The organism is Stenotrophomonas sp. G106K1 (genome assembly GCF_037969685.1).
In the GTDB taxonomy this organism is placed as follows: domain Bacteria; phylum Pseudomonadota; class Gammaproteobacteria; order Xanthomonadales; family Xanthomonadaceae; genus Stenotrophomonas; species Stenotrophomonas lactitubi.
This window is the reverse complement of the sequence record NZ_JBBPFR010000030.1, coordinates 51,456-61,968: the sequence shown is the minus strand read 5'-3', so window position 1 is coordinate 61,968 and position 10,513 is coordinate 51,456. Positions and strand designations below refer to the sequence as shown.

Below are 10,513 nucleotides of genomic sequence, written 5' to 3'. Positions count from 1 at the left end.
GCGCCCCCGCCCCCCCCCCCCCCCCCCCCCCCCCCCCCCCCCCCCCCCCGACCCGGGACAGATCTCTGCGGCGTTCCACCACGTAAGAGAGAAGAGAAAAACAACAGCGGGTCGCTACGCTCGCACGTTCTGCTCTCTGTAGTGCCGGCCGCTGGCCGGCAATCCCGTCACCGTTGATCGACGCCTATGCCCAGGCCTTCGGCCGGGTCCACAGCCAGGCTGCACACACTGCCAGCAGCAGCAACGGCAACCAGGCCAGGTGCTGTGCGCCGCTGGCCTGCAGCATCAGGCCGCCGCCGACGCCACCGGCGGCGATGGCCAGGTTCCAGCCGGTCACCAGCATCGATTGCGCGAGGTCGGCAGCGGCGCCGGCGCGGCGGGCCAACGCGGTCTGGAACAGGGTTGGCACGGCACCGAACGCGACGCCCCACAGGATCGTCACCAGCAGCAGCACGCCCGGCACGCCTGGCCACAGCAGCAGCGAAACCACCGCCAGCACGAAGCCGATCACGCTGGCCCATACCAGCGCGCGCAGATGGCGGTCCACGCCCCAGCCGGCAATGGCGATGCCCCCGATCGCGGCGATGCCGAACGCCAGCAGCAGCCGGTCCAGCCAGCTACCGGCACCCGCCTGCACCGCCAACGGCTCGATGTAGGTGTACAGCACGTTGTGCGCCAGCACGTACAGCACCATCACCAGCAGCGTGCTGCGGATGCCGGGCATGCGCCAGACCGAACCCAGCGATATGCGCCGGCCTGCACCGGCGGCCGGCAATGCGGGCAGCGCCCAGCGCGCGTAGCCGAGCAGCAGCACCGCCAGCACGCTCATCAACGCGAACGCCCAGCGCCACCCGATCTGCTGGCCCAGCAAGGTACCTGCCGGCACCCCCAGCGACAGCGCCAGCGGCGAGCCGATCATCGCCACCGCGATCGCCCTGCCCTGCAGTTCCGGCACCACCATGCGCGCGGCATAGCCGGCCACCAGCGACCACAGCAGGCCCGCCCCCACACCCGCCAGGAACCGCGCCACCAGGGTCAGCACGTAGTCATGGCTCAGCGCGGTCACGGTGTTGACCACCATGAAGCCAGCAATCGCCGCCAGCAGCAGCGGACGACGCGGCAGGCGCTGGGTCAGCGCGGTCATCGGCAACGCAGCCAGCACCGAGCCCAGTGCATACACGCTGACCAGTTGTCCTGCCGCCGCGTCGCTGACGCCGAGACTCTCGCCCATCGGCCGCAGCACGCCGGCGGGCAGCGTTTCGGTCAGCAGGGTGATGAAGCCACCACCGGCCAAGGCCAGCAGGCCACGCCACGGCAGGCGCGTTGCCTCACCGGCCGGTGCCCCCGCATCGATCGCGTGGCCACTCATCACGCCGTCTCCAGATCGGCATACACCGCATCGCGCAGTTCATCCACGAACGCGCCGTGCATGCCTTCGTACAGTGTGTTGGTCAGCGCGACCACGCTCAGTCCGCGCGCTGGATCGACGAACCAGCTATGGCCGTAGGCACCGCCCCAGCGCCATGTGCCCACGGTCTGTGGTGTGCCGCTGGCCGCTGCATCACGCAGCACGGCAAAGCCCAGGCCGAAGCCCCAACCGGGCGGATCGACCGGTCCCAGCTCGCCCAGCTGAGGCGTTCCCATCTGCGCCATCAAACTGTCCGGCAGCAACTGTGAGGCACGCGGATCGCGCAGTGCCTCCAGTACGGCCATCACCTCGTCGGCGGTACCCACCAGTCCCGCGCCGGCTGACGGATAGCGGAGCGGATCGGTTGCCCGTGCCAGGCTGTACTCGATGCCTACCGTGCCGTCGAACGGCGGCACCACCTCGCCCTCCTGCAAGCGATGCGGCTGCGGTAGGTCACTGGCATACGGCGTCGCCAGACGGCTGCCCTCGCCGGTGGAAAACGCAATATCGCGCAGGCCCAGCGGCTGCGCCAGCAGCCGTTCGAGCAACACCTGCAGCGTCTCACCGCTGGCCGCTTCAGCCACCGCGCCAGCCACATCCACGCCCAACGAATACAACCACTGGCTGCCCGGCGCGAACAACAGCGGCGCCTGCGCGATGCGCTGCACGTTCTGCTGCAGCGTCACCGCGCTCGCGTCCATGCCATCGCTCACGCCCGCCTGCGCGTAAGGTCCCTCGGCATCGGCTTCCAGGAAGCGGTAGCCCAGCCCACTGCTGTGGCTGAGCAGCTGGCGCAGGCTGATCGGTGGCCGGCTGCCGTCGGCCAGTGCCGGGCGGAACGCCGGCAACCAGCGCTGCACCGGCGCGTCCAGGTCGAGCACGCCCTCGGCCACCAGGCGCAGGATCACCGTGGTCAGCAGCGGCTTGCTCACCGAGGCCAGCCGGAACAAGTGGTCGCGGCGCATCGGCGTGTTCGATTCGCGGTCGGCCAGGCCAGTGGCGCTGGCATGGCGAAGCACGCCGTGCTCACGCACCAGTACCACCGCGCCGACCAGGCGCTGCGGATGCACGGCCTGCAGCAGCGCGCTCACCGCGGGCAGTGCCGGTGCAGTATCAACAGGAAGGGCGAGTGTCATCGGGGTGATCCGTGGGGAGAGGCCGCCACGGTAGGCAGCTTCGGCGCCCGCAAAAAGCGGGGTGGGGCTCCGCGCATCATGGACCACACGGTCCCTAATCGGCATGATGCCCGGAACCAATGGGCCGCACCGACCCGCCGAGCGCCCGCACCGCACTGTTGCACCGGCCGCGTCACCGGGCCTGCCGACCGCCGCCTACCCTGCCCTCTTTCGCAGCGACCTTCCCCATGTCCGTCCTCGACAACCTGGCCAACCTGCAGACCTTCGTCCACGCCGCGGACACCCGCAGCTTCGTCGACACCGGCCGCGTACAAGGCATCTCCGCCTCGGCCGCCGGCAAGTGCGTGGCCCGGCTTGAACAGGCGCTCGGTGTACGCCTGTTCCACCGCAGCACGCGCAGCATCACCCTCACCGCCGAGGGCCAGCTGTTCCTGGCGCGCTGCCGGCGCATCCTCGACGAGCGCGACGCCGCGCGCACCGAACTGGCCCAGCAGCATGCAACCCCCAGCGGCACCCTGCGCATCAGCCTGCCGCTGGTAGGCGACCTGACCCTGCCGTTGATGGCGGAGTTCATGGCCGCCTATCCCGACATCCGCCTGGAGCTGGATTTCTCCGATCGACTGGTCGACGTCATCGAAGAGGGATTCGATGCCGTGCTGCGTGTCGGCGAGCCCAGCGATTCACGCCTCACTGCACGTCGCCTCGGTGTGTTCCCACGCCGCGTCGTTGCATCGCCTGCCTACCTGCAACGGCATGGCACGCCGCAGATGCCGGCGGACCTGCTGCAGCACCGCCTGCTGCACTACCGCTTCCCCAGCAGCGGCAAACTCGAACCGTGGCCGATCCTCTGGCCCGAGGGCGACACGGCACAGGAACTGCCGGTGCACCTGGTCGCCAACACCATCGAGGCGCGGGTGGCACTGGCACTGCGCGACGGTGGCCTGGCGTTCGTACCGGTGCATTCGGTACGCGATGCACTCGCTGACGGCCGGCTGGTCACCGTGCTTGATGAGCACGTGCATTCCTGCGGCACGTTCCACCTGTTGTGGCCTTCCGGCCGCCATGTGCTGCCGAAGCTGCGGGTGTTCATCGAATTCGTCGGCGCGCGGCTGGATGCGGTGCCGTAACGCGGCGCAGCGGCCGCGACCATTCAGCTCACGGCGCTATACTGCGCACTCATTCCTGCAAGAGGCTCGCGACCAATGCGCCAGTGATGCCGCCGTCTTCGCACTAGACGGCCCGACTCTTCCCGCCCCTGCGCGCAGGGGAGAACCAGGCATCCATGGAGGTCGCATGACTTCGCATTCCCTCACGCTTGATCGCGTGTCGTATCGGTTGGCCGATGGCCGACCGCTGTTTTCCAATCTGTCCTTTTCCTTCGAACCGGTGGCCACCGGCCTGGTCGGCGCCAACGGCGTCGGCAAGAGCGTGCTCGCGCGCCTGCTCGCTGGCCAGCTGTCGCCCGACGAGGGTCAGGTGCACCGCAGTGGCCAGCTGTTCCTGTTGCCTACGCCCGGCTATCCGCCACGTGGCACGGTCGCCGAACTGGCCGGCGTGGGCGCCGAACTGGCGGCGCTGGCGCGCATCGAAGCGGGCAGCGTCGATGCAGCGGACTTCACCTGCATCGGCGACCGCTGGAACCTGCGCGAACGTCTGCAGCAGCAGTGGCAGGCGATGCAGCTGCCGGCCGACCTTGATCCCGCGCAGCCCGCCGCGCGGCTCAGTGGTGGCCAGGCGATGCAGGTCGCCTTGTCCGGCGCGTGGGCCAGCGGCGCAGACTGGCTGATCCTCGACGAGCCCAGCAATCACCTCGACGCCCATCATCGCCGCCAGCTGTATGCACAACTGCAGCAGTGGCAAGGCGGCCTGCTGGCGATCAGCCACGACCGCGCCCTGCTTTCGCAGATGGCGCAGATCGTCGAACTGGATGCGCACGGCCTGCATCGTTATGGCGGCCCATGGCAGCACTACGCCGACACCCGTGCCGCCGAACGCGAGGCCGCCGCCGCCCAGCTCGACCACCTCCGCGCCCAGCACCGGCAGCAGCAACGCAGCGCGCGCGAACAGCACGAGCGCCAGCAGCAGCGCCAGGCACGCGGCAACCGTGCGGCACGCGAGGCCAACCAGGCGCCGATCCTGCTTGGCCTGCAGAAGCAGCGCGCTGAAGCCAGCCATGGGCGCGCTCAGCAGATCCAGAGCGATCGCCTGCAGGCCAGCGCCGCGCAGGTACGCACCGCCGCAGCAGCGGTGCACGTGGCGCCGGAACTTGCGTTGTTCAGTGGCGAAGGCGAGCGTGGCCAAGCCCGTTTGCTGCAGGCGCATGAGCTGGTGCTGCCGCGCGGCTGTCGTGCGCCACTGCAGCTGGAGATCCGTCGTGGCCAGCGCATTGCCGTGGTCGGCGACAACGGCAGCGGCAAGTCGACGCTGTTACGCGTGCTGGCCGGTGAACTGGCCGCAGACAGCGGGCAGGTGCAACGGCACGCGCCCTTGGCCCTGCTCGACCAGCAGCTGCTGAATCTGCGCAGCGAAGAGAGCATTCTCGAGGCGGTGCAGGCCGCCCATCCCACGGCCGATCCGTCTGAGCTGCGCACGCGGTTGGCGTTGCTGGGCCTGGATGCACAGCGCATCCAGCGTCCGGCCGGCAGCCTCAGCGATGGCGAGCGGGTGAAAGGTGCGCTGGCCAGCGTGCTGTATGCCGAACCTGCCCCGCAGCTGCTGTTGCTGGACGAGCTGGGCAACGCGCTGGACCTGGCCGCGCTGCAGGCGCTGGAAGAGCTGCTGGCGGCATGGCCGGGGGCGTTGCTGATGGTCAGCCATGACGCGCACCTGCTGCAGGCCATGCGGCCAACGCAGGTGCTGCAGGTGAGTGATGCAGGTTGGCAGTGGCGCGATGCGTTGTAGAGCCGAGCCCATGCTCGGCTCCTGCCGGCTGGCATCCACGCATGGCGTGGATCTACTGCCAGCCGAGCATTCATCCACGCATGGCGTGGATCTACTCATCAACGCTTCCACACCGGGAACGTCTGCGGCATCTGCTGCCACAGCAGGGGCCCGGCCTGCAGCTCGTCGTCGTTGAGCAGGCATGCATCCAGTACCGAGCGCACGGCGCGCTCGTCCATGTGCACGCCGATCACCACCAGTTCCTGCCGCCGGTCACCCCACAGCGGGTGCCACAGGCGTGCCATCGCCAAATGCGCTGCCGCGTCCGGGAATTCCTGTGCATCGGGCAATGGCGCGCTCCAGCAGTCGGCCTGCTGCCGTGCCCAGCCCAGATCGCTGTAAGGCAGTGGCGTTGGCGGCAGCAGTGGCGTGGTGTCCTCCTGACCGGCGCGCACGCGCTCGCGCGCCGCATACCAGAAGCCCGCCGCCTGGGTGCGCGTGGCCGCGCCCACGCTGTTCAACTCACCCACCCAGTCCATGCGGTTGGCCAGCCAGAACCAGCCCTTGCTGCGAATCACCCCGGGCATGCCGTGCTGCAACGTGCGTGCGAAGCGGGCCGGATGGAACGGCCGCCGCGAGCGGTAGACGAAGCTGGCAATGCCGTATTCCTCGGTTTCCGGCGTGTGCTCGCCGCGCAGCTCCTTCACCCAGCCCGGAGCCTGCTGCGCGCGCTCGAAATCGAAGCGGCCGGTATCCAGCAGTTCCGCAAGCGGTACGTCGCCGAAGCGGGAGAGCAGCAGCTTCGCATCGCGGTTCAACCCGCGCAGCACCGCCAGCGTGTCCTGCAGCAGTTCCTCTTCCACCTGGTCTACCTTGCTGACCACGATCACGTCCGCGAACTCCACCTGTTCGCACAGCAGGTCAACCACGCCGCGGTCATCGTCCGGCCCCGCCTGCTGACCACGCTCGGCCAAGCGCAGCGTCGACCCGAAATCGGCCAGGAAGGCGCTGCCGTCCACCACCGTCACCATCGTGTCCAGCCGCGCGATATCGCTCAGGCTGAAACCGTGTTCATCGCGCACTGCGAAGGTGGCCGCTACCGGCATCGGCTCGCCGATCCCGGTCGATTCGATCAGCAGGTAGTCGTAGCGGCCGCTATCGGCCAGACGACGGACCTCCTGCAGCAGATCATCGCGCAGCGTGCAGCAGATGCAGCCGTTGCTGAATTCCACCAGCGTCTCTTCGGTGCGACGCAGCTCTGCGCCGCCATCGCGCACCAGCTGTGCATCGATGTTGACCTCGCTCATGTCGTTGACGATCACCGCCACCCGCAGGCCATCGCGGTTGCGCAGGATCTGGTTGAGCAGGGTGGTCTTGCCGGCCCCAAGGAAGCCGGAGAGCACGGTGACCGGAAGGCGACGGTCGGCGCGGGAAACAGTGTTCATGTCGGAGCGGGTTGGCTGCGGAACGGAAATGTTACTGTATAACAATTATCGCGCAAGGAACCTCCCCGCATGAAGTCGCCCTCCGCCGCCCTGCTTGATGCCGGTGCCGTCGCCCTGTCCAGCCTGTGCCTGCTGCATTGCCTGGCACTGCCCCTGCTGGCGGCCGCGCTGCCGCTGTTTGGCGTCTGGGCCGAAGCGGAATGGGTGCACCTGGTCTTCGTGGCCATCGCGCTGCCGTTGACCGGCTTCGCCCTGTGGCGGGCCGAACGCCGCCATCCCCTGCCCGCACTGGCGTGGTTGAGCGCCGGCATCGGCCTGGCCCTGCTGATGGCCGGCGCGCTGGCGCTGCCCTCGCACGCGTGGGAGACCCCGCTGACGGTCACCGGCAGCCTGCTGCTGGCCGCCACGCACATCTGGAACGCGCGGCACCGGCACCGATAACGCCACAGGGGTAGTGCCGGCCGCTGGCCGGCAACTGCAGGCTACGCCCGCAGTTCATGAGGTTGCCGGCCAGCGGCCGGCACTACCTGTCTATTTGCCGTAACGCCGCAGCAGCTCCACCAGCACCTCGGCTTCGGCCGCCCGCTGGGCCGGGTCTTCCGCGCCCACCACGTGTTCCTGCAGGTGCTCGTGCAGCAGTTCCATCAACAGGCTGTGGGCAGCGCCACGCACGGCGGCCACCTGCACCAGCACGTCGGCGCAGTCGCCTGCCTCGCCCTCGGGCGTGTTCAACGCCTGCTCCAACGCCGCCACCTGGCCGCCGATGCGACGGACCCGGGTCAGCAGCTGCTTTCGATTCCTGTGTACATGCGCCATGACCGGATCATATACCCTACGGGGGTATCCATTCATCACTACCGCCATGCACCTGGACGCCCTCGCCGCCGCCCGCCGCCACGAACACCGCTTCGACGACGGCAACCCGCTGGCCGAACGCAATACCCGTCGCGCGATGTGGCTCACCGTCAGCATGATGCTGGTCGAGATCGTCGGTGGCTGGTGGTTCAACTCCATGGCCGTGCTCGCCGACGGCTGGCACATGAGCTCGCACGCACTGGCGCTGGGCCTCTCGGTGTTCGCCTACCGCTGTGCACGGCACTACGCGCACGATCCGCGCTTTGCGTTCGGCACCTGGAAGATCGAGATCCTGGCCGGCTACACCAGCGCCATCGCCCTGCTTGGCGTTGCCGCGCTGATGGCCGTGCAATCGCTGGAACGGCTGTGGGTGCCCGCAGCCATCCACTACAACGAGGCCATCGCCATCGCTGCAGTCGGCCTCGGCGTGAACCTGCTGTGCGCGTGGTGGCTGCATGACAGCCCGGGCCACGTGCATCACCATCATGGCGATCATCATGGGCATGACCACGATCGCGGCCATTCCCACGGGCACGACCTCAACCTGCGTTCGGCCTACGTGCACGTGTTGGCCGACGCCGCCACCTCGGTGCTGGCCATCGTCGCCCTGCTGGGCGGCAAGCTGCTCGGCCTGACCTGGCTGGACCCGGTGATGGGCCTGGTCGGCGCGGTGCTGGTCACCGCGTGGGCGATCGGTCTGCTGCGCGACAGCGGCCGCATCCTGCTCGACGCGCAGATGGACGCACCAGTGGTAGCCGAGGTGCGCGAGGTGGTCGAGCAGGGCCCGTGGCCGGCACGCCTGGCCGACCTGCACGTGTGGCAGGTGGGGCGCGGCAAGTACGCCGTCGCCGCCAGCGTGGTCACCAGTGATGCCACGCTCGATCCGGACACCGTGCGCCAGGCGCTGGCGATCCATGAAGAACTGGTGCACGTCACCGTGGAGATCCACCGCAGCGCGTGACCCCGGCGGGGCGCGGTTCTTGCCGAAAATCTGTACCGGACGCTATCGCGTGCTGCCTACACTGGCCGCACTTGCCCGTCGGGACATCCCATGCGCGCGCTCCGCCTGCTGCTGCCCGCTGCCCTCCTGCTGCTGGTGGCCTGTTCCGGCGACACCCAGCTGCCGTTCTCTTCCGACCCGATGCTCGGCTGCTTCGCCACCAGCCCGCGCAAGTCCGCCGAGTTCCGCATCGAAAAGGAAGGAAGCCAGTACTTCGTGTCCTTCGAGCGCGACGGCCAATGGCAACGCGAACCCAACGCGCTGTACAAGGCCAGTCGCAGCGACATCCAGCAGTACTTCCGCGATGACGCCGACCAGATCGACAGCGCACTGATCCGCATGGCCGGCGGCTTCGGCATCTTCCGCGTCAAGGACGGCGCCACGTTGAAGGCGCGGGCACGCGACAGCGACTACATGGCGCTGCTGTTGATCGGCGCGGGGCCGGTGTATGCGGTGAAGTGTCAGTAGCGGCCAGATTGCAATTCTTCCCATGGCGTCAGCGATGCCGCTGGCACACGCTGCCGGTTTCGAGGAGGAATACCGATGCTCATTCTTCTCCTGCTGGCCGCTGGCACCGCAAAGACCCAGGGTGCCTATGACGAGGTGCGTGAGACCGATGACGGCAAGGTCGTGGTGATGCGCACCTTTGACTGGGAAATCGAAGGGGAACGCGCCGAGCGTGCAACCGTGCACTGGTTGCTGCAGGAAGATGGCAGCATGCGCTACGACTTCGACCGGCAGCCAGCCGCCACCCAGGATGCCCATCGCCGTTCGTGCGCGTTGCAGGGCATGCAGCCCTCACGAGGCGTCGGCATGATCTCAGGAGAAGGAACCCTCCACGGATTCAGCTGCACCGACCTGCGGTAGCGCCGCGCCCAGGCCCGGCTCGGCTGCACAGCGCCTGCGGTACCATGCCCTCCCCCGAACCACCCCTGTACCCACCGTGCCCCACTACTCCGGCCCCCTGCTGACCCGTGACAGTGCTGACATCCTGCGCCGTGCCCACGACAAGGGCGCTACCGAATGGCAGGGCTCGCTCGACCTGGGGCGCAGCGAAGAGGCGGCGCAGCTCGACGCCGAGGGTTTCACCTTCCGCGGCCAGCACTACCCGTGGCCGGGCAAGCTGAAGGACCGCACCCTGTACTACTGGGATGGCGAGGAGTTCTCCTCCATCTCCCGCTTCAGCGGCTCGCTGATCAAGCTGGTGCCGACCGAGTGGGGCGCGCCGACCTTCGAGATCGACGGCATCAAGATGCTGCCGACCTCCAAGCTGTCGCCGTTCGAGGACGCGCGCCGCAAGGTCGAGCTGGTCGCCCCCGCAGGCAAGATCATCCTCGATACCTGCGGTGGTCTGGGCTACTTCGCCGCCTGTGCATTGGAGGCCGGCGTCGGTCAGATCCGCTCGTTCGAAAAGAACGCCGACGTGATGTGGCTGCGCACGCTCAACCCGTGGTCGCCCGATCCGGATTCAGCTGCCGCTGGCGGTCGCCTGCACTTCAGCCACGGCGACGTCTCGCAGCAGATCGAACAGGTGGCCAGCAACAGCGTCGATGCGATCCTGCACGACCCGCCGCGCTTCGGCATCGCCGGCGAACTGTACTCGCAGGTGTTCTACGACCACCTCGCCCGCGTCATCCGCAAGGGTGGCCGCCTGTTCCACTACACCGGCGCGCCGAACAAGCTGACCAGTGGCCGCGACGTGCCGCGCGAAGTGGCCAAGCGCCTGGAAAAGGCAGGCTTCAAGGCCGAGCTGGCACTGGACGGCGTGCTGGCAGTCAAGCGCTGAGCC

At 68.5% G+C, this 10,513-nt stretch carries 11 protein-coding genes; 7 read left to right on the top strand and 4 right to left on the bottom strand.

Going from position 1 to position 10,513, the window contains the following annotated elements:
• Positions 1-184 precede the first annotated feature (184 nt).
• Together WKB25_RS19555 and WKB25_RS19550 are read right to left on the bottom strand one after the other, a co-directional pair.
• Positions 185-1,369 carry an MFS transporter gene (locus WKB25_RS19555; RefSeq protein WP_340572529.1) on the bottom strand — a complete coding sequence of 395 codons (1,185 nt, stop codon included), beginning with the start codon at positions 1,367-1,369 and terminating at the stop codon, positions 185-187.
• Positions 1,369-2,544, bottom strand: a complete 1,176-nt coding sequence (locus tag WKB25_RS19550) for a serine hydrolase domain-containing protein (protein ID WP_340572527.1) — start codon at positions 2,542-2,544, stop codon at positions 1,369-1,371. The genes WKB25_RS19555 and WKB25_RS19550 overlap by 1 nt, the downstream gene beginning before the upstream one ends.
• Positions 2,545-2,771: 227 nt before the next feature.
• Here WKB25_RS19550 and WKB25_RS19545 point away from each other — a divergent pair, with 227 nt between their 5' ends.
• Both WKB25_RS19545 and WKB25_RS19540 read left to right on the top strand, forming a co-directional pair.
• Complete coding sequence (locus WKB25_RS19545; protein WP_340572525.1) at positions 2,772-3,671, top strand: LysR family transcriptional regulator; 900 nt, start codon at positions 2,772-2,774, stop codon at positions 3,669-3,671.
• Positions 3,672-3,837: 166 nt separating this feature from the next.
• Positions 3,838-5,445, top strand: a complete 1,608-nt coding sequence (locus tag WKB25_RS19540) for an ATP-binding cassette domain-containing protein (protein ID WP_340572524.1) — start codon at positions 3,838-3,840, stop codon at positions 5,443-5,445.
• Positions 5,446-5,543: 98 nt separating this feature from the next.
• Here WKB25_RS19540 and WKB25_RS19535 read toward each other — a convergent pair whose 3' ends face one another.
• A complete protein-coding gene (locus tag WKB25_RS19535) occupies positions 5,544-6,869 on the bottom strand; it encodes a GTP-binding protein (protein WP_340572522.1) in 1,326 nt (441 codons plus the stop codon).
• Positions 6,870-6,938: 69 nt separating this feature from the next.
• On the opposite strand from WKB25_RS19535, the gene WKB25_RS19530 reads away from it, so the two are divergent.
• A complete protein-coding gene (locus WKB25_RS19530; protein WP_340572521.1) occupies positions 6,939-7,310 on the top strand; it encodes a MerC domain-containing protein in 372 nt (123 codons plus the stop codon).
• Between the two features lie 90 nt (positions 7,311-7,400).
• Here WKB25_RS19530 and WKB25_RS19525 read toward each other — a convergent pair whose 3' ends face one another.
• Entirely contained in the window at positions 7,401-7,685 is a 285-nt protein-coding gene (locus WKB25_RS19525; protein ID WP_033830224.1) for a metal/formaldehyde-sensitive transcriptional repressor, read from the bottom strand.
• A gap of 46 nt (positions 7,686-7,731) precedes the next feature.
• Between WKB25_RS19525 and dmeF the strand changes: the two genes are divergently transcribed.
• The 4 genes from dmeF to WKB25_RS19505 all read left to right on the top strand — a co-directional run bounded on the left by dmeF (position 7,732) and on the right by WKB25_RS19505 (position 10,510).
• The gene (gene dmeF, locus WKB25_RS19520) at positions 7,732-8,685 is read left to right on the top strand and encodes a CDF family Co(II)/Ni(II) efflux transporter DmeF (protein ID WP_340572520.1); all 954 of its coding nucleotides are present in this window, start codon (positions 7,732-7,734) and stop codon (positions 8,683-8,685) included.
• Between the two features lie 90 nt (positions 8,686-8,775).
• Positions 8,776-9,192 (top strand): hypothetical protein, encoded by a 417-nt coding sequence (locus tag WKB25_RS19515; protein ID WP_340572518.1) that lies wholly within the window; start codon positions 8,776-8,778, stop codon positions 9,190-9,192.
• A 75-nt stretch (positions 9,193-9,267) separates the two neighbouring features.
• On the top strand, positions 9,268-9,591 hold the full coding sequence (locus tag WKB25_RS19510; protein WP_340572516.1) for a hypothetical protein: 324 nt from the start codon (positions 9,268-9,270) through the stop codon (positions 9,589-9,591).
• Positions 9,592-9,667: 76 nt separating this feature from the next.
• Positions 9,668-10,510 carry an MnmC family methyltransferase gene (locus WKB25_RS19505; RefSeq protein WP_340572515.1) on the top strand — a complete coding sequence of 281 codons (843 nt, stop codon included), beginning with the start codon at positions 9,668-9,670 and terminating at the stop codon, positions 10,508-10,510.
• Positions 10,511-10,513 lie beyond the last annotated feature (3 nt).

Coding starts and splice junctions, on each gene's coding strand:
- WKB25_RS19555 (WP_340572529.1), bottom strand. CDS start 1,369: ATGAGTGGCCACGCGATCGATGCGGGGGCACCGGCCGGTGAGGCAACG.
- WKB25_RS19550 (WP_340572527.1), bottom strand. CDS start 2,544: ATGACACTCGCCCTTCCTGTTGATACTGCACCGGCACTGCCCGCGGTG.
- WKB25_RS19545 (WP_340572525.1), top strand. CDS start 2,772: ATGTCCGTCCTCGACAACCTGGCCAACCTGCAGACCTTCGTCCACGCC.
- WKB25_RS19540 (WP_340572524.1), top strand. CDS start 3,838: ATGACTTCGCATTCCCTCACGCTTGATCGCGTGTCGTATCGGTTGGCC.
- WKB25_RS19535 (WP_340572522.1), bottom strand. CDS start 6,869: ATGAACACTGTTTCCCGCGCCGACCGTCGCCTTCCGGTCACCGTGCTC.
- WKB25_RS19530 (WP_340572521.1), top strand. CDS start 6,939: ATGAAGTCGCCCTCCGCCGCCCTGCTTGATGCCGGTGCCGTCGCCCTG.
- WKB25_RS19525 (WP_033830224.1), bottom strand. CDS start 7,685: ATGGCGCATGTACACAGGAATCGAAAGCAGCTGCTGACCCGGGTCCGT.
- dmeF (WP_340572520.1), top strand. CDS start 7,732: ATGCACCTGGACGCCCTCGCCGCCGCCCGCCGCCACGAACACCGCTTC.
- WKB25_RS19515 (WP_340572518.1), top strand. CDS start 8,776: ATGCGCGCGCTCCGCCTGCTGCTGCCCGCTGCCCTCCTGCTGCTGGTG.
- WKB25_RS19510 (WP_340572516.1), top strand. CDS start 9,268: ATGCTCATTCTTCTCCTGCTGGCCGCTGGCACCGCAAAGACCCAGGGT.